The sequence below is a fragment of the Halorubrum sp. Atlit-8R genome, assembly GCF_003666025.1.
In the GTDB taxonomy this organism is placed as follows: domain Archaea; phylum Halobacteriota; class Halobacteria; order Halobacteriales; family Haloferacaceae; genus Halorubrum; species Halorubrum salinarum.
Genome location: NZ_QPLV01000004.1, coordinates 121156 through 138980 on the forward strand (window position 1 = coordinate 121156; position 17825 = coordinate 138980).

Sequence of the window (17825 nt, forward strand, 5' to 3'; positions counted from 1 at the left end):
CAAATAGGTTTCCTTCGAACCGAAATACATCGGCAGAAAACGCCGGTAGCGCGCGGCCGTTCGGGCGATTTTGCCCGATCAACCGCGGTCGTCGCGCGGACGCCTCGGCCGATCCGAGAATCGGACCGTCGCGCGCGCCGGTCCCGGCTCCGTCGACCGCGCCGCGGACTCGCTCCCCGCGACCCGGGATCGGCCTCACAGCTCGCGCCGCTCCACGTCGGGGTCGATCCCGGCCTCGTCGAGGTCCTCCCGGATGCGCCGGCGAAGCGGGTCCGGCACCCCGTCGCGGGGGACCGGCGCCGCCGTCTCGCCCTCGTCGTCGGTCGGGACGGACCAGTAGAGGACGCGGGGCGTCTCGGCGTAGAACTCCACCGCGTATCGGTCGCTGCCTCCCTCGTAGTGGACGCGGGCGGCCGCGCCCTCCGCGCGCCACCCCTCCTGTCTGACCAAGGCGGCGATCGGGTCTCGCATGGCCGCGCTCGGGCGCCCGGACACATGTGGGTGTCGGCCGGGGCCGCGACCGGGGCTACTCGCCCGTGCGCTCGTCGCCGTTTCCCCGCTCCGCCCGCATCGACACCGGTTTACAACCGCCGTCCCGATGACTCGCCATGTCTCTTCGCGTCACGTTCCTCGGGACGGGCGGCGCCGTCCCGACCGTCGAACGCGCGGCCAGCGCCGTCTTCGTCAACCGCGAGGGCGACCGCTTCCTCTTCGACTGCGGCGAGGGCACCCAGCGCGAGATGATGCGCAGCGGCACGGGGTTCGCCGTCGACCGCGTGTTCGTCTCGCACCTCCACGGCGACCACGTCCTCGGGATCCCGGGCCTCGTCCAGACGCTCGGGTTCAACGACCGCACCGACCCGCTGACGGTCCACTGCCCGCCGGGGACCGACGACCACCTCCGCGACCTCGTCCACGCGGTCGGCCACGACCCGGCGTTCCCGGTCCGGATCGAGCCGGTCGCGCCCGGCGAGGTGGCCCACGAGACCGACGAGTACGCGGTCCGCGCCTTCGAGACGGAACACCGGACCGTCTCGCAAGGGTACGTCTTAGAGGAGGACGACCGCCCCGGCCGGTTCGACCGCCCGAAGGCGGAGGCGCTCGGCGTCCCCGTCGGCCCGAAGTTCGGCCGCCTCCACGAGGGCGAGGCGGTCGAGGCCGAGGACGGCACGGTCGTCGAGCCGGAGCAGGTCGTCGGCCCGCCGCGTCCGGGTCGAAAACTCGTCTACACCGCGGACACGCGCCCGCGAGAGGCGACCGTCGAGGCCGCCGAGGGCGCCGACCTGCTGATCCACGACGCCACCTTCGCCGACGACATGGCCGACCGCGCCCGCGACACGGCCCACTCGACCGGCCGCGAGGCGGGGTCGATCGCCGACCGCGCGAACGCGGAACGGCTCGCTTTGGTCCACATCTCCTCGCGCTACGCGGCGGACCCGAGCCCGATACTCCGGGACGCGCGCGAGGCGTTCGACGGCGAGTGCCTGCTCCCGGACGACGGCGACCTGATCGAGGTGCCGTTCCCCGACGCCGACGACTGAGGCGTTAACGGTTCGTGCGGTCAGCACGACGCGGACGGCTCTGCGAACGATACGGAGGCCGCCGCCAAATTCTCATCCGTTCGCTTATAAATAATCGACTGCCGATCGGCGGCGAACACCACCAAAGCCCCAGCCGCGAGGGCTCGGTGCGCTCGCTGCGGTCCTCGTCGCTTGCTCCGCTCGCTCGCTGCGGTCCTTGCGTCGCACGCCTTCGCCCTCGCGGCTGCCCCTTTGAGTCCCACCCCGCACCGCTCCGCACAGCACCTCACGCCTCCCCAGCCTCGTCGGCGGCTCCCGTCGGTCGCCGCCGACTCCCTCGCACGCGCTCCTCGCGCCCGTTGGGCGCTCGGAGGCGCGCGCCACCGCCATCGTTCTCGTCACGCTTGCCGGATCTCCGTCTCGTGAGGCCGCGATCCGTGTGATCGTTCCACTTGAAACGAAGCCCGCGCACGGCTGACGGGCGTCTGACGCGAGCGGGGTCGTCCCGTCGGTCGATCTCCGCGGATCGAAAGAACACCGCGTAGCGGGCCTCAGGCGGGCGTTTCGTTCCACTTTCACCGCGGTCACGTACGTTTTAATACCATCTGGACCCAACCGTCGTACGCCTCCCACTGAAAACAAGACCGGAGGCGGAGACACCCCATGAGCGAACTGCGACAGGAAGCGGAAGCGATAGCGGAACAGTTCTCGGACCACACCGACGTCGACCCCGACGACGTCGAGGAGCGCCTCGAAACGCTCGTCGACGAGTACCGCGTGCCGCTCGACGAGGCGAGCCGGAGCGTCACCAACAGCTACCTCGAGGACGCCGGCATGGAGCGCGACGAGCTCGGCCGCGGCGGCAGCGAGGAGGTCCTCGTCAACGACATCGACGAGGACGAGCAGTGGGTCGACTTACGCGTGAAGCTGGTCGACCTCTGGGAGCCGCGCAGCGACTCCATCTCGCAGGTCGGCCTGCTCGGCGACGAGTCGGGCACGATCAAGTTCGTCGCCTTCGAGACCTCCGACCTCCCCGAGCTGACGGAGGGGCGGGCGTACGAGCTCTCGAACGTCGTCACCGACGAGTACGAGGGGAGCTACTCGGTGAAGCTCAACCGGACGACCGGTATCACCGAGATCGACGACGAGATCGAGGTCGGCGACAACGCCGACACCGTCGAGGGCGCCCTCGTGGACATCCAGTCCGGCTCCGGCCTGATCAAGCGGTGCCCCGAGGAGGACTGTACGCGCGTCCTCCAGAACGGGCGCTGCTCCGAACACGGCCAGGTCGAAGGCGAGTTCGACCTCCGGATCAAGGGCGTCTTAGACGACGGCGAGACGGTCACCGAGGTCATCTTCGACCGCGAGGCCACCGAGGAGCTCACCGGCATGACCCTGGAGGAAGCCAAGGACATGGCGATGGACGCGCTCGACACCACCGTCGTCGCCGAGGAGATGGGCGAGGACGTGCTCGGCCGCTACTACCGGGTCACCGGCCCGACGTTCGGCCGGTACGTCCTGGTCGACGAGATGGAGGATCCCGGCGCGGTCGACGTTGAAAGTGCGCTGATCGAAGCGAGGTCGATCTGAAATGAGCCAGTCAGCACCCACCCGAGAGGTCGCCCGGCGCGTGTTCGCGAGCGAGTTCAACGACGCCGGCTACACGTTCACCGAGTCCGACGACGAGCGCGCCCCCGTCTACGCGCTGCTCCCGACCGGCGAGTCCTCGAACCGCGTGTTCTTCGTGGGCACGCTCACGGAGAAGGAGGACGTCGGCGAGGACAGCGAGTACTGGCGCGGCCGCATCGTCGACCCGACGGGCACGTTCTTCGTGTACGCCGGCCAGTACCAGCCGGAAGCCGCTTCCAAACTCCGGGACCTGGAGCCCCCGGCCTACGTCGCAGTCGTGGGGAAGCCCCGGACCTACGAGACCGACGACGGCACGGTCCGGGTCTCCGTCCGCCCCGAGTCGATCACCGAGGTCGACGCCGCCACCCGCGACCGCTGGGTCGCGGAGACCGCCCGTCGCACCGTCGAGCGCGTCGCCGCGTTCGACGACGAGGGCAACGAGTACGCGCGCATGGCGCGCGATGAGTACGACCTCGACCCCGAGACGTACAAGGCCGCCGCGCTGTCGGCGCTCGAAGACCTCGACGAGAGCGGCGACGAGCTCGCCGGCGACGACGCCGCGCTCGGCGACGCTCCCGACGGGTCCGACCCGGCCGGCGCGCCGGAGCCCTGAGGCGAGCGGGCCGGAGCCCTGATCGGGACGCCGGCCCGGCGCCCCGACGGCGCCGTCCGCCGTGCGACCGTCTGACAAACTGTTAAGTACGCAGCGGGACCTACGACCCGCTAATGGGCAACAAGAACAAGACGGTCTCGTTCCGCGTCAACGAGGACGCGTTCGAGGCGCTCCGCGACATCGCCGAGGAGCGGGACATCTCGCTGTCGGCGGTATTCCGGGACTACGTGGACATGCTCGTTGCCCACGACGGTCAGGTCCGGGTCGTCCCGGAACACGAGCTGACCGACGCGGACGGCGACGGCGAGGCCTTCCCGCCCCGGGTCGAGGTCCCGAAGAGCTTCGTCCGGGAACACGAGCGGCTGGAACTCGAGGCCGAACACCTCCGCGAACAGCTCGAAGAGCACAAGCGGTACATCAACCACCTTCGGGAGCAGGTCGAGGGCGACGACGAGGACGTGATCCACTTGGAGGACCTCGACGGCGAGTCGGACGAGCCCTCGTTCCGCCTCGGTTAGGGTCACACGCCGCCCCGGACCGCCTTCCGCTCCGACCGAGACCGTCCGACCCAGTGCTTCTCTCGCCGCGCTCGACCGCCGAGCCGCGGCGCCGCGCCGCCCGGGTTCCGCCTCTACCGGCGGCCCCCGGCGCGAAAACCTTCCTGTTCGTCCGTTACTGACCGCCGAACCGCCCATCTTGGCGAAAATATTGCCGAACAGCTCCGAGTTTGTTCAGAAACGTCCGATTCTCTTCCAGTGCGATGGACGGTTTCTCAGTGCGAAGGCGCTATTTCTGATTATACTAAATTATTTACGAAAACGATATTACCCGGGCGGTGAACGGATCGGACATGCGAAGGTGGGTTCGACCGTGACCGTGTTCGACAGGGCGTACGACGATACGGTTCGCGTCCTCGACGAGAACGGCGAGGTCGTCGGCGACGTCCCCGACCTCGACGACGAGTCGCTCGTCGAGATGTACAGGCACATGCGGCTGGCGCGGCACTTCGACGGCCGCGCGGTGAGCCTCCAACGGCAGGGCCGGATGGGGACGTACCCCCCGCTCTCCGGCCAGGAGGGCGCCCAGATCGGTTCGGCGTACGCGCTCGACGACGACGACTGGATGATCCCGTCGTACCGCGAACACGGCGCCGCCCTGGTCCACGGGCTCCCGCTGAAACAGACGCTGCTCTACTGGATGGGCCACGAGGACGGCAACCGCGCGCCGGACGACGTCAACGTCTTCCCGGTCGCCGTCCCCATCGCGTCGCAGGTGCCCCACGCGACGGGCGCCGCGTGGGCCTCGAAGCTCCGCGGCGAGGAGGACGCGTTCATCTGCTACTTCGGCGACGGCGCGACGAGCGAGGGAGACTTCCACGAGGGGGTCAACTTCGCCGGCGTGTTCGACACGCCGACCGTCTTCTTCTGTAACAACAACCAGTGGGCCATCTCCGTCCCCCGCGAGCGGCAGACCCGGAGCGCGACGCTGGCGCAGAAGGCGGAGGCGTACGGCATCGACGGCGTCCAGGTCGACGGGATGGACCCGCTCGCGGTGTACAGCGTCACGGAGGCGGCCTTGGAGAAGGCGCGCGACCCCGACGCCGACCGGCCGCGGCCGACGCTCATCGAGGCGGTCCAGTACCGCTTCGGCGCGCACACGACCGCCGACGACCCGACGGTCTACCGCGACGACGACGAGGTCGAGCGCTGGAAGCGGAAGGACCCGATCGACCGGCTGGAGGCGTACCTCCGGGACGAGGGGGTCCTCGACGACGAGCGCGTCGCCGAGGTCGAGTCGTCGGTCGAGGCGCAGGTCGCGGACGCCATCGACGCGGCGGAGTCGATGGCGCGGCCCGACCCGCGGGAGCTGTTCGAGCACGCCTACGCGGAGCTCCCGCCCGAACTGGAGCGGCAGTACGAGGAGTTCGCCGCGCTGCGCGACGAGCGCGGGGACGAAGCGTTCCTGGAGGACTGAATGAGCGAGACACAGAACCTCACGTTGGTACAGGCGATACGAGACGGACTACACACCGAACTGCGCGAGGACGACGACGTGGTCGTGATGGGCCAGGACGTCGGGAAGAACGGGGGCGTCTTCCGCGCCACCGAGGGGCTCTACGACGAGTTCGGCGGCGACCGGGTGATCGACACGCCGCTCGCCGAGTCGGGCATCATCGGGACCGCGGTCGGGATGGCGGCGATGGGGATGCGCCCGGTCCCGGAGATACAGTTCTCCGGGTTCATGTACCCGGGCTTCGACCAGATCGTCTCGCACATGGCGCGGTTCCGCACCCGCAGCCGCGGGCGGTTCACGCTCCCCATGACGCTCCGGGCGCCCTACGGCGGCGGCATCCGCGCGCCGGAGCACCACTCCGAGTCGAAGGAGGCGTTCTACGCCCACGAGGCGGGGCTGAAGGTGGTGATCCCCTCGACACCCCGCGAGGCGAAGGGGCTGCTCGCGGCGTCGATCCGCGACCCCGACCCGGTGATCTTCCTCGAACCGAAGCTGATCTACCGCGCGTTCCGCGAGGAGGTCCCGGAGGAGCCGTACACCGTCCCGCTCGGCGAGGCGGCCACGCGCCGCGAGGGCGACGACGTGGCGGTGTTCACCTACGGCGCGATGACCCGCCCCACGCTGGAGGCCGCCGAGACGCTCGGCGAGGAGGGGATCGAGTGCGAGGTCGTCGACCTACGGACGATATCGCCGCTCGACCGCGAGGCGGTCGTCGAGGCGTTCGAGAAGACCGGCCGCGCGGTCGTCGTCCACGAGGCGCCCAAGACGGGCGGGCTCGCGGGCGAGATCACGGCGATCCTCCAGGAAGAGGCGCTGCTCTACCAGGAGGCGCCGATCGGCCGAGTCACCGGGTTCGACGTGCCCTACCCCCTGTACGCGCTGGAAGACTACTACCTCCCGTCCGCGGCGCGCATCGAGGACGGGATCCTGGAGGCGGTCGAATTTTAACATGGCCGCCGGAGATACACCCATGAACGCCGAGGTGACCGACGCGTGACGGTCAAGGAGTTCAAGCTGCCGGACGTCGGCGAGGGCGTCGCGGAGGGCGAACTCGTCAGCTGGCTGGTCGCGCCCGGCGACCGCGTCGAGGAGGACCAGCCCGTCGCGGAGGTCGAGACCGACAAGGCGCTCGTCGAGGTGCCGTCGAGCTACGACGGGACCGTCGAGGAGCTGTTCGTCGAGGAGGGGGAGATGGTCCCCGTCGGCGACGTGATCATCTCGTTCCGGGTCGACGAGGACGGCGCCGACGAGGGGGCCGCCGACGCGGAGCCCGAACCCGAACCGGAGCCCGAGCCCGACGCGGGCGACAAGTCGGCGACGGACGCGACCGCCGACGCGGCCGACGGGGCGGCGAGCGAGCCCGACACGCCCTCGGGCCGCACCTTCGCGCCGCCGTCCGCCCGCCGGCTCGCCCGCGAGCTGGGCGTCGACGTCGCGGCGGTCGACGGGAGCGGCCCCGGCGGTCGCGTGACCGAGGCCGACGTGCGGGCCCACGCCGAGGGCGGCGGATCCGCCGACGCGGGCGGCGCGGACGACAGCCCCGAGCCCCGCCCCGCGCCGACCGACACCGGCTCGGCGGGGCGGAAGTCCGCGGTCAGCAAGCGCGGCGGCTCCTCGGACGGGGCGTCGGCGACCGCCGCCGGCGCGCCCGAGCCGGCGGGCCGCGAGACGACGCTCGCGACCCCCGCGACCCGGAAGGTCGCCCGCGAGCGCGGCGTCGACCTCGACGACGTGCCGACCGACGAGACCCGCGACGGCGAGGCGTTCGTCACGGCCGACGACGTGAACGCGTACGCCGACGCGCTGGAGTCGCCCGCCGAGCCGGAACCGGCGACCGCCGACGCGGACCCCGCGCCGGACGCGGCCGCAGCGACCGACGCCGCGGACGCCGCCGGCACCGCGTCGGGCGACGAGACCGTCCCCTACCGCGGCGTCAGGCGCACCATCGGGAAGCAGATGGAGCGGTCGAAGTACACGGCGCCGCACGTCACCCACCACGACACCGCCGCGGTGGACGCGCTCGTCGAAGCCCGCGAGCGGCTGAAGCCGAAGGCCGAGGCCGAGGGCGTGAAGCTCACCTACATGCCGTTCGTGATGAAGGCCATCGTCGCCGGCCTGAAGGAGTACCCGTACCTCAACAGCGAGCTTCGCGAGGACGACGAGGAGATCGTGTTGAAGGGCGACTACAACCTCGGGATCGCGGTCGCGACCGACGCGGGCCTCATGGTCCCGGTCGTCGAGGACGTCGACGAGAAGGGACTCTTCGAACTGGCCGACGAGGTGAACGACCTCGCTTCCCGCGCCCGCGAGCGGAAGCTCAAGCCGGCGGAGATGAAGGGCGGCACCTTCTCGATCACCAACTTCGGCGCCATCGGCGGCGAGTACGCCACGCCGATCATCAACTACCCCGAGACCGCGATCTTAGGGCTCGGCGCCATCGAGGAGCGCCCCGTCGTGCGCGAGGGCGACGGCGGCGAAAGCCAGGTCGTCCCGGCGCCGACGCTGCCGCTCTCCCTGTCGATCGACCACCGGGTCGTCGACGGCGCGGTCGCGGCCGAGTTCGCGAACACCGTCATGGAACACTTAGAAACCCCCCTGCTGCTACTCAACGAATAATGGTCGTCGGAGACGTCACCACGGGAACGGAGGTACTGGTCATCGGCGCGGGGCCGGGCGGCTACGTCGCCGCCATCCGCGCCGCACAGGAGGGGCTCGACACGACCCTCGTCGAGAAGGACGCCTACGGCGGCGCCTGTCTCAACCGCGGGTGTATCCCCTCGAAGGCGCTGATTACGGGGAGCGGGCTCGCCCACGAGGCCGGCAACGCGGAGTTCATGGGCGTCCACGCGGACCCCGCCGTCGACATGGGGAAGATGATCGAGTGGAAGGACGGCGTGGTCGACCGCCTGACGGGCGGCGTCGAGAAGCTCTGTAAGGCGAACGGCGTGAACCTGATCGAGGGCGTCGCCTCGTTCGTCGGCGAGAACACCGTCCGCGTCGCGCACGGCGGCGACGGGCAGGGCTCGGAGACGCTGGAGTTCGAACACGCGGTGATCGCCACCGGGTCGCGGCCGGTCCAGGTCCCCGGCTTCGACTTCGGCGAGGACCACGTCTGGAGCTCCGCCGACGCGCTCGACGCCGACACGGTCCCGGACCGCCTCGGCGTCGTCGGCGGCGGCTACATCGGCATGGAGCTGGCGACGACGTACGCCAAGCTCGGCGCCGAGGTCACGGTCGTCGAGATGCTCGACGACATCCTCGACCCCTACGAGGACGACGTGAAGCGCGTCGTCCGCAAGCGCGCCGAGGAGCTCGGCGTCGAGTTCAACTTCGGCGAGGGCGCGAGCGAGTGGGCGGAGGCGCCCGACGGCGGCTACCTCCTCCGCACCGAGACCGAGGACGGCGAGGAGTCGACGTACAGCGTCGACAAGATCCTCGTCGCGGTCGGTCGCCGGCCCGTCACCGACGGGCTCGACCTGGAGAACGCCGGGATCGAGACGGACGACCGCGGGTTCGTCGAGACGGACGACCGCACCCGCACGGCGGTCGAGCACGTCCACGCCGTCGGCGACGTGGCCGGCGACCCGATGCTCGCGCACGCGGCCTCGAACGAGGGGATCGTCGCGGCCGAGGTGATCGCGGGCGAGCCGGCCGCGCTCGACCGACAGGCGGTCCCGGCCGCGGTGTTCACGGACCCCGAGATCGGGACGGTCGGGATGACGGAGGCCGAGGCCGAGGCCGAGGGATTCGACCCCGTCGTCGGCGAGATGCCGTTCAACGCCTCCGGGCGGGCGATGACGACCGGCCACACCGAGGGGTTCGTCCGGATCGTCGCCGACGAGGAGACCGGGTTCGTCCTCGGCGGACAGATCGTCGGCCCCGAGGCGTCGGAGCTGATCGCCGAGGTCGCGCTCGCGGTCGAGATGGGCGCCACCCTCGAGGACGTGGCCGCCACCGTCCACACCCACCCGACGCTCGCGGAGGCGGTGATGGAGGCCGCGGAGAACGCGCGCGGGCAGGCGATCCACACGCTGAACCGCTGACCGCGTTCGATCCCTCCCCCTCACGCGCACCGCGCTCGATCCTTCCCCCTCACGCGCGACCCCGGTCCCGTCTCGCCTAGGTCCCGCGACGAGGCGAACCGACGGGCCGCCGGACCCCCGCGTGTGACTCTCATCCACACTCGTCGAACTGTCGAAACTCCGACTCGTCGCCGCCGACAGCGTACGCTTACCGCGCGGTAAACGGCTCGGAGCGCCGCTACGGTCTCCGACGGCGACTTCGCAGATCCCCAAATAGAACTTCATTATTTCGATAGAAACCCTCCGTTATAACGATGTTTACCTCTCCGAATTAGACAATATTATCTGCGAAGAGGAGCGACCATTTTTTGATGGCTAGTAACACCAAAGAGTGGTGGCCGGATCAGCTGGATCTGGAGCTGCTCGACCAGAACGCCGGCGACATCGGTCCCTACGACGAGGACTTCGACTACGCGGCGGCGTTCGAGGACCTCGACCTCGCCGAGGTCAAGTCCGACCTCGAAGACGTGATGACCGACTCGAAGGAGTGGTGGCCCGCCGACTACGGGCACTACGGCCCGCTGTTCATCCGGATGGCGTGGCACAGCGCCGGCACGTACCGCTCGCTCGACGGGCGCGGCGGCGCCGCCGGCGGACACCAGCGGCTCCCGCCGATCAGCAGCTGGCCGGACAACGTGAACCTCGACAAGGCCCGGCGGCTGCTGGAGCCGGTCAAGACGAAGTACGGCGAGAAGCTCTCGTGGGCCGACCTCATCGTGCTCGCCGGCAACGTCGCGCTGGAGTCGATGGGCTTCGAGACGTTCGGCTTCGCGGGCGGCCGCGCGGACGACTTCCGCGGCGACGACGCCGTCGACTGGGGGCCCGAAAGCGAGTTCGAGACGACCTCTCCCGACCGGTTCGACGAGAACGGCGACCTCAAGGCCCCGCTCGGGAACACCGTGATGGGCCTCATCTACGTCAACCCCGAGGGGCCGAACGGCGAGCCCGACCTCGAGGGCTCGGCGAAGAACATCCGCCAGTCGTTCAGCCGGATGGCGATGAACGACAAAGAGACCGTCGCGCTCATCGCCGGCGGCCACACCTTCGGGAAGGTCCACGGCGCCGACGACGGCGACAACCTCGGTCCGGAGCCCGAAGACGCCCCCATCGACCTCCAGGGCCTCGGCTGGGACAACGAGTTCGGCGAGGGAATGGGTCCCGACACCATCACCAGCGGCATCGAGGGGCCGTGGAACGCCACCCCGACCGTCTGGGACACGAGCTACGTCGACAACCTGCTCGAGCACGAGTGGGAGCCGGAGAAGGGCCCCGGCGGCGCGTGGCAGTGGACCACGAAGGACGACGAGCTCGACGACGCCGCCCCGGGCGTCGCGGACCCCGACGACAAGGAGGACATCATGATGCTCACGACGGACGTCGCCCTCAAAGAGGACGACGACTTCCGGGCCGTCCTCGAGGAGTTCAGCGACGACCCCGACGAGTTCCAGGAGACGTTCGCGAAGGCGTGGTACAAGCTCATCCACCGCGACATGGGCCCGCCGGAGCGGTTCCTCGGCCCCGAGGTCCCGGAGGAGACGATGATCTGGCAGGACCCGCTGCCGGACGCCGACTACGAACCGATCGGCGACGCGGAGGTCTCCGACCTCAAGGGCGCGCTCCTCGACTCCGACCTCTCGACCGGCGAGCTTGTCAAGACCGCGTGGGCGGCGGCGTCCACCTACCGCGACAGCGACAAGCGCGGCGGCGCCAACGGCGCCCGCATCCGCCTCGAACCGCAGCGGAGCTGGGAGGTCAACGAGCCCGAGCGGCTCGCCGACGTTCTCTCGACGCTCGAAGACGTACAGGCCGAGTTCAACGAGTCGCGCTCCGACGACGTGCGCGTCTCGCTCGCCGACCTCATCGTGCTGGGCGGGACCGCGGCCGTCGAGCAGGCCGCGGCCGACGCGGGCTACGACGTCGAGGTGCCGTTCGAGCCCGGTCGGGTCGACGCCACCGCCGAGCAGACCGACGAGGAGTCGTTCGAGGCGCTCAAGCCGAAGGCCGACGGGTTCCGTAACTACCTCGGCGACGCCGACGAGGACGTCGAGGACCTCATGGTCGACAAGGCCGACCTGCTGAACCTGACCGCCAGCGAGATGACCGTGCTGGCCGGCGGGCTGCGAACGCTCGGCGCGACCTACGGCGACCGCACGGCGTTCACCGACGAGCCCGGGACGCTGACGAACGAGTTCTTCGTGAACCTGCTCGACATGGAGTACGAGTGGGACGAGGTCACCGACGCCGAGGACGTCTACGAGGTCCGCGACCGGGACACCGGCGAGGTCGCGTGGGAGGCCACGCGCGCCGACCTCATCTTCGGCTCGAACGCGCGGCTCCGCACCATCGCCGACGTGTACGCCAGCGACGAGGAGAAGTTCGTCGAGGACTTCGTCGCGGTCTGGAGCGAGGTCATGACGCTCGACCGCTTCGACCTCGAGTAACGCCCCGTCGCAGTCGGATTTTTTCGGTCTCGTAGCGCGGTTCCGGTAGCTCCGGCTCTCCCTCGCCGACGCGGCCCGAATCGACCCTCTCGCCCGCCGAGCCCTCGGCTTGTAACGGACGGCTGGTTCCCCGGCCATCGCCGTGCGCAACGAATTCTATATCGCGACATGTGATTTATTACTGCGCCGACGGCCGAATCTCCCGTTCGACCGCAGGCCCGGTTTCCCGGGCCGAACCGGCGTCTCGGCGGCGATCGACCGCCTTTTTTCCCGGCAGGCCCTCGCTCGCGACATGGCCGACGAGTTCGACCCGGAGAAGTTCGAAGACAAGTACGCGAACTACTTCCAGGAGCTCCAGCGGGCGTACAAGAACGCGTTCAACCAGATGAACGACCGGCACGACTCGGAGCTGATCCACGGCATCGACCAGACCGTGCTCAACGAGTCGGAGCCGTTCTACGAGGACGGCGAGTTCCGCGTCGAGCTCCCGGAGAACCCCCGCGAGCGCATCCGCGGCGCCGTCGCGGTCGACGACGAGACGTTCGAGGAGACGCTCGACGAGTACGTCGAGCGGATCGAGTCCGAGCTGTACCGGACGCTGGGCGTCGAGCGCCCGGAGTGACCCGACGCGACGGGGGCCCGCGTCGGCGCCCGGATCCGGCCGAACCAAAGGCATAAGCCCGCCGCCCGCCAACTCGCGGGCATGAGCACGGACACGACTGACGCGGAAAACGAGCTCCGCGAGCGGATCACGAACTTCCTGCGGCGCAACTTCCCGCAGATCCAGATGCACGGCGGGAGCGCCGCCATCGCCCACCTCGACCGCGAGAAGGGCGAGGTGACGGTCCAGCTCGGCGGCGCCTGTTCCGGCTGCGGCATCTCGCCGATGACGATCCAGGCGATCAAGTCCCGGATGGTCAAGGAGATCCCCGAGATCGAGACGGTCCACGCGGACACCGGCGCGGCGGCCGGCGCCGACGGCGACCTCGGCGGGACCAGCAGCGGCGGGATGTCCCCCTCCTTCCCCGGCGAGACGACCGACGACGACGGCGGCGACGACGAAGGCCCGCAGGCCCCGTTCTGAATCGGTCCGATCGACGGTTTCTCTCTACTTTCTCTCCGGCTCCCGAGTTACATCGCCGTTCGCCGCTCAGTAGCCGATTTCGTACGGAAGCGGCCTCATCGGGCCTGAATCTGTGGGATACGGTTTTCGACCGATTCTCTGAGTAAATCACATAACGCTATATCGAATTCGAACACCACCCCGATCTCAGTCCGACTGAAGCCTTTTTCTCCCCGGCAGCCGTGGGGAGTTGCTATGTACCATCGCGAGGTCGAACCCACGGCGGAGTACGTCGCGCGGTTCGAGACCGGCGCCGACTGGCGCGAGGAGATAGAGGCCCTCGCCCGCGAGGAGGACGTGGAGGCCGGCTGGTTCACGGCGCTCGGCGCGGTCCAGGACGCGGACGTCTGGTTCTACGACCAGGAGGAGACCGAGTACCGGTCGGTGACGTTCGACGAGCCGCTGGAGGTGGCCGCCTGCGTGGGCAACGTCTCGCTCCTGGAGGGGGACGTGTTTGCCCACACCCACGCGGTGCTCTCGCGCCCGAGCGGGCAGGCCCTCGCGGGGCACCTCGACTCCGCGACCGTCTGGGCGGGCGAGTGCCACCTGCGCGCGTTCGCCGAGCCGCTGGAGCGCTCGCACGACGAGGCCACCGACCTGGACCTGTGGCTGTGACCCGCCGAGCGCACCGCGTCTCCCCCGCGACCGAGCCACGATGAGACCGGACGACGAGCGCTACTTCGCGCGGATCGAGGAGCGCCTCGACGAGGCGTGGGACGTGGCCGAGACGGCCAAAAAGCAGGGGAGAGACCCCGAACCGGAGATCGAGATCCCGGTCGCCCGCGACATGGCCGACCGCGTCGAGAACATCCTCGGGATCGACGGCGTCGCGGAGCGCGTCCGCGAGCTGGAGGGCGAGATGTCCCGCGAGGAGGCGGCCCTGGAGCTGGTCACCGACTTCGTCGACGGGAACGTCGGCGACTATGACTCCCGCGAGGGGAAGATCGAGGGCGCCGTCCGGACCGCCGTCGCGCTGCTCACCGAGGGCGTCGTCGCCGCGCCGATCGAGGGGATCGACCGCGTGGAGCTGCTGGAGAACGACGACGGCACCGAGTTCGTCAACGTCTACTACGCGGGTCCGATCCGCTCGGCGGGCGGGACCGCGCAGGCGCTGTCGGTGCTCGTCGCCGACTACGCCCGGTCGCTGCTCGACGTCGACGAGTACAAGCCCCGCGACGTGGAGGTGGAGCGCTACGCCGAGGAGATCGCCTTATACGACAAGGAGACCGGGCTCCAGTACACCCCGAAGGACAAGGAGTCGAAGTTCATCGCGAAGCACATCCCCGTCATGCTCGACGGGGAGGCGACGAGCGACGAGGAGGTCTCGGGCTTCCGCGACCTCGAACGGGTCGACACCAACTCCGCGCGCGGGGGGATGTGCCTCGTCGCCGCCGAGGGGATCGCGCTGAAGGCCCCGAAGATCCAGCGGTACACCCGGAACCTCGACGAGGTCGACTGGCCGTGGCTCCAGGACCTGATCGACGGGACGATCGGGAAGGACGGCGCGGGCGACGGCGACGCGCCGGCGGCCGAGGGCGCCGACGACGACGCGGACGAGGACGGCGACGACGGAGAACCCGACGACCCGGCGACCGACCCCGCGGCCGACGACTCGCCCGACGGCCCGCCCCGCGCCGACCCCTCCCAGAAGTTCCTCCGGGACCTGATCGCGGGCCGGCCCGTCTTCACGCACCCGAGCGAGGCGGGCGGCTTCCGCCTCCGGTACGGTCGCGCGCGCAACCACGGGTTCGCGACCGGCGGCGTCCACCCGGCGACCATGCACATCGTCGACGACTTCCTCGCGGCGGGCACGCAGATCAAGACCGAGCGGCCCGGGAAGGCCCACGGCGTCGTCCCCGTCGACTCCATCGAGGGGCCGACGGTCCGCCTGGCGAACGGCGAGGTGCGGCGGATCGACGACCCCGAGGAGGCGAAGGCGGTCAGCAACGGGGTCGAGAAGGTGCTCGACTTGGGCGAGTACCTCGTCAACTACGGGGAGTTCGTCGAGAACAACCACCCGCTCGCGCCCGCGTCGTACGCCCCCGAGTGGTGGGTCCAGGAGTTCGAGGCGGCCGGCGCCGACGTGCAGGCCATGGGCGACGACCCGCACGTCGACCTGGAACACCCGGACATCGATCAGGCGCTCGCGTGGGCGCGCGAGTACGACTGCCCGCTCCACCCCGAGTACACCTACCTCTGGCACGACGTCTCGGTCGACGCGTTCGCGGCGCTGGCCGACGCCGTCGCCGCCGGCGAGGTCGCCGACGGCGTCCTCGCGATCGAGCGCACCGAGCCGGTCCGGGACGCGCTGGAGTCGCTGTTGGTCGAGCACGCCGCGACCCCGGACGCGCTCCGGATCCCGACGTGGCGCCCGCTCGCGCGGTCGCTCGGGATCGACGACGGCCTGCGCAGGGAGTGGGACGCGGACGACCTCTCGGCGGCGGCCCGCGAGTACGCCGACGGCGAGAACGCGATCCGCGCGGTCAACGAGGTCGCCCCCTTCGAGGTGCGCGAGCGCGCGCCGACCCGGATCGGCAACCGGATGGGCCGCCCCGAGAAGTCGGAGAGCCGCGACCTCTCGCCCGCGGTCCACACCCTGTTCCCGATCAACGAGGCGGGGGGCCCGCAGCGCGACGTGGCGGAGGCCGCGGGCGTCATGGACGACACCGGCCGCCGCGGGCGACACGAACTGGAGGTCTCCGACCGCGTCTGCCCCGACTGCGGCGAGCACACCTACGCCGCGCTCTGTCCCGACTGCGAGACGCACACGGAGCCGCACTACGAGTGTAACGACTGCGGCACCGTCTGCGAGCCGGACGAGGCCGGCCGCGTCGAGTGCCCGAACTGCGAGTGGGAGGTGACGGCCGCGAGCTACCAAGAGGTCGACGTCAACGACGCGTACCGCTCCGCGCTGGAGCGGGTCGGCGAGCGCGAGTCCGCCTTCGAGATCCTGAAGGGGGTCCAGGGGCTCACCTCGCGGAACAAGACGCCGGAGCCGATCGAGAAGGGGGTCCTCCGCGCGAAGAACGGCGTCACGTCGTTCAAGGACGGCACGGTCCGGTACGACATGACCGACCTCCCGGTCACCGCGGTCCGGCCCGAGGAGCTGGACGTCACCGCGGACCACTTCCGCGAACTCGGATACGAGACCGACATCGACGGCGAGCCCCTCCGCCACGACGACCAGGTGGTCGAGCTCCGGGTCCAGGACATCGTCCTCTCGGACGGCGCGGCCGAGCACATGCTGAAGACCGCGGACTTCGTCGACGACCTGCTCGAACAGTTCTACGGGCTCGACCGCTTCTACGAGGTCAACGAGCGCGACGACCTCGTCGGCGAGCTCGTCTTCGGGATGGCACCCCACACGAGCGCCGCGACTGTCGGAAGAGTGGTAGGTTTCACGTCGGCCGCCGTGGGATACGCTCATCCGTACTTCCACGCCGCCAAGCGTCGCAACTGCGACGGAGACGAAGATTGCGTAATGCTGCTGATGGACGGACTTCTCAACTTCTCGAAGGAATTCCTGCCGGACCAGCGCGGCGGGCGGATGGACGCGCCGCTCGTCATGTCCTCGCGGATCGACCCCTCGGAGATCGACGACGAGGCGCACAACGTCGACATCGTGCGGGAGTACCCGCTGGAGCTGTACGAGGCGTCGCGCAGGCTAGCCGACCCGGGCGAGGTCGAGGAGTTGATCCAGATCGGGGAGGACACGCTCGGGACCGACGACGAGTACCACGGGTTCGACCACACCCACGACACGACGGACATCGCGATGGGGCCGGACCTGTCGGCGTACAAGACGCTCGGCGACATGATGGAGAAGATGGACGCGCAGCTGGAGCTCGCCCGGAAGCTCCGCGCGGTCGACGAGACGGACGTGGCCGAGCGCGTGATCGAGTACCACTTCCTGCCGGACATCATCGGCAACCTCCGGGCGTTCTCGCGGCAGGAGACGCGCTGTCTCGACTGCGGCGAGAAGTACCGACGCATGCCGCTGACCGGGGACTGCCGCGAGTGCGGCGGCCGCGTGAACCTCACGGTCCACGAGGGGTCGGTGAGCAAGTACGTCGACACCGCCATCGAGGTGGCCGAGCGGTTCGACTGCCGCCCCTACACGAAACAGCGGCTGAAGGTGTTAGAGGGGTCGCTGGAGTCGATATTCGAGGACGACACGAACAAGCAGTCCGGGATCGCGGACTTCATGTGACGACCCCGCCGCCGCGTCCTGTCCCGCGACGGCGGGGCCGACCTCCCCGGGCGGGGAGGAAACGGCGAGCGTGGTTGGGTATACCGACAGCGTGCTGCGAGCGACTTCCAGCCCGTGCCTCTCGTCGACCGGCCGGAAGTCGGTCGCGCGTTACGTCTCCACGCTCTTGTATGTGTGGTACGCGGTGGCAGGAT

At 69.9% G+C, this 17825-nt stretch carries 14 protein-coding genes; 13 read left to right on the top strand and 1 reads right to left on the bottom strand.

Annotation, left to right across the window (positions count from 1 at the left end):
- Positions 1-195 precede the first annotated feature (195 nt).
- The gene (locus DVK05_RS11630) at positions 196-471 is read right to left on the bottom strand and encodes a hypothetical protein (RefSeq protein ID WP_121563500.1); all 276 of its coding nucleotides are present in this window, start codon (positions 469-471) and stop codon (positions 196-198) included.
- A 137-nt stretch (positions 472-608) separates the two neighbouring features.
- Between DVK05_RS11630 and rnz the strand changes: the two genes are divergently transcribed.
- The 13 genes from rnz to DVK05_RS11695 all read left to right on the top strand — a co-directional run bounded on the left by rnz (position 609) and on the right by DVK05_RS11695 (position 17631).
- The gene (rnz, locus tag DVK05_RS11635; protein WP_121563501.1) at positions 609-1541 is read left to right on the top strand and encodes a ribonuclease Z; all 933 of its coding nucleotides are present in this window, start codon (positions 609-611) and stop codon (positions 1539-1541) included.
- 642 nt (positions 1542-2183) lie between these two features.
- Positions 2184-3110: a replication factor A gene (locus tag DVK05_RS11640; RefSeq protein WP_121563502.1), complete on the top strand. Its 927-nt coding sequence runs from the start codon at positions 2184-2186 to the stop codon at positions 3108-3110.
- A gap of 1 nt (position 3111) precedes the next feature.
- The gene (locus DVK05_RS11645; RefSeq protein ID WP_121563503.1) at positions 3112-3762 is read left to right on the top strand and encodes an RPA family protein; all 651 of its coding nucleotides are present in this window, start codon (positions 3112-3114) and stop codon (positions 3760-3762) included.
- A 113-nt stretch (positions 3763-3875) separates the two neighbouring features.
- Positions 3876-4280 carry a CopG family transcriptional regulator gene (locus DVK05_RS11650; protein ID WP_053770142.1) on the top strand — a complete coding sequence of 135 codons (405 nt, stop codon included), beginning with the start codon at positions 3876-3878 and terminating at the stop codon, positions 4278-4280.
- A gap of 352 nt (positions 4281-4632) precedes the next feature.
- The gene (pdhA, locus tag DVK05_RS11655; RefSeq protein WP_121563791.1) at positions 4633-5736 is read left to right on the top strand and encodes a pyruvate dehydrogenase (acetyl-transferring) E1 component subunit alpha; all 1104 of its coding nucleotides are present in this window, start codon (positions 4633-4635) and stop codon (positions 5734-5736) included.
- On the top strand, positions 5737-6723 hold the full coding sequence (locus DVK05_RS11660) for an alpha-ketoacid dehydrogenase subunit beta (protein ID WP_121563504.1): 987 nt from the start codon (positions 5737-5739) through the stop codon (positions 6721-6723).
- Between the two features lie 45 nt (positions 6724-6768).
- A complete protein-coding gene (locus DVK05_RS11665) occupies positions 6769-8391 on the top strand; it encodes a 2-oxo acid dehydrogenase subunit E2 (protein ID WP_121563505.1) in 1623 nt (540 codons plus the stop codon).
- Positions 8391-9818: a dihydrolipoyl dehydrogenase gene (gene lpdA, locus DVK05_RS11670; protein ID WP_121563506.1), complete on the top strand. Its 1428-nt coding sequence runs from the start codon at positions 8391-8393 to the stop codon at positions 9816-9818. Before DVK05_RS11665 ends, lpdA begins: the two co-directional genes overlap by 1 nt.
- Positions 9819-10168: 350 nt before the next feature.
- On the top strand, positions 10169-12298 hold the full coding sequence (gene katG, locus DVK05_RS11675) for a catalase/peroxidase HPI (RefSeq protein ID WP_121563507.1): 2130 nt from the start codon (positions 10169-10171) through the stop codon (positions 12296-12298).
- A 292-nt stretch (positions 12299-12590) separates the two neighbouring features.
- The gene (locus DVK05_RS11680; protein WP_121563508.1) at positions 12591-12920 is read left to right on the top strand and encodes a DUF5783 family protein; all 330 of its coding nucleotides are present in this window, start codon (positions 12591-12593) and stop codon (positions 12918-12920) included.
- Between the two features lie 81 nt (positions 12921-13001).
- Positions 13002-13382 carry an iron-sulfur cluster biogenesis protein NfuA gene (locus DVK05_RS11685; RefSeq protein ID WP_053770136.1) on the top strand — a complete coding sequence of 127 codons (381 nt, stop codon included), beginning with the start codon at positions 13002-13004 and terminating at the stop codon, positions 13380-13382.
- A 234-nt stretch (positions 13383-13616) separates the two neighbouring features.
- Complete coding sequence (locus DVK05_RS11690; protein WP_053770135.1) at positions 13617-14036, top strand: PPC domain-containing DNA-binding protein; 420 nt, start codon at positions 13617-13619, stop codon at positions 14034-14036.
- Positions 14037-14076: 40 nt separating this feature from the next.
- The gene (locus tag DVK05_RS11695) at positions 14077-17631 is read left to right on the top strand and encodes a DNA polymerase II large subunit (protein ID WP_121563509.1); all 3555 of its coding nucleotides are present in this window, start codon (positions 14077-14079) and stop codon (positions 17629-17631) included.
- Positions 17632-17825 lie beyond the last annotated feature (194 nt).

What these genes read in the sequence shown, in the direction of transcription:
- DVK05_RS11630 (WP_121563500.1), bottom strand. Translation starts at nt 471, where the DNA reads ATGCGAGACCCGATCGCCGCCTTGGTCAGACAGGAGGGGTGGCGCGCG.
- rnz (WP_121563501.1), top strand. Translation starts at nt 609, where the DNA reads ATGTCTCTTCGCGTCACGTTCCTCGGGACGGGCGGCGCCGTCCCGACC.
- DVK05_RS11640 (WP_121563502.1), top strand. Translation starts at nt 2,184, where the DNA reads ATGAGCGAACTGCGACAGGAAGCGGAAGCGATAGCGGAACAGTTCTCG.
- DVK05_RS11645 (WP_121563503.1), top strand. Translation starts at nt 3,112, where the DNA reads ATGAGCCAGTCAGCACCCACCCGAGAGGTCGCCCGGCGCGTGTTCGCG.
- DVK05_RS11650 (WP_053770142.1), top strand. Translation starts at nt 3,876, where the DNA reads ATGGGCAACAAGAACAAGACGGTCTCGTTCCGCGTCAACGAGGACGCG.
- DVK05_RS11660 (WP_121563504.1), top strand. Translation starts at nt 5,737, where the DNA reads ATGAGCGAGACACAGAACCTCACGTTGGTACAGGCGATACGAGACGGA.
- lpdA (WP_121563506.1), top strand. Translation starts at nt 8,391, where the DNA reads ATGGTCGTCGGAGACGTCACCACGGGAACGGAGGTACTGGTCATCGGC.
- katG (WP_121563507.1), top strand. Translation starts at nt 10,169, where the DNA reads ATGGCTAGTAACACCAAAGAGTGGTGGCCGGATCAGCTGGATCTGGAG.
- DVK05_RS11680 (WP_121563508.1), top strand. Translation starts at nt 12,591, where the DNA reads ATGGCCGACGAGTTCGACCCGGAGAAGTTCGAAGACAAGTACGCGAAC.
- DVK05_RS11685 (WP_053770136.1), top strand. Translation starts at nt 13,002, where the DNA reads ATGAGCACGGACACGACTGACGCGGAAAACGAGCTCCGCGAGCGGATC.
- DVK05_RS11690 (WP_053770135.1), top strand. Translation starts at nt 13,617, where the DNA reads ATGTACCATCGCGAGGTCGAACCCACGGCGGAGTACGTCGCGCGGTTC.
- DVK05_RS11695 (WP_121563509.1), top strand. Translation starts at nt 14,077, where the DNA reads ATGAGACCGGACGACGAGCGCTACTTCGCGCGGATCGAGGAGCGCCTC.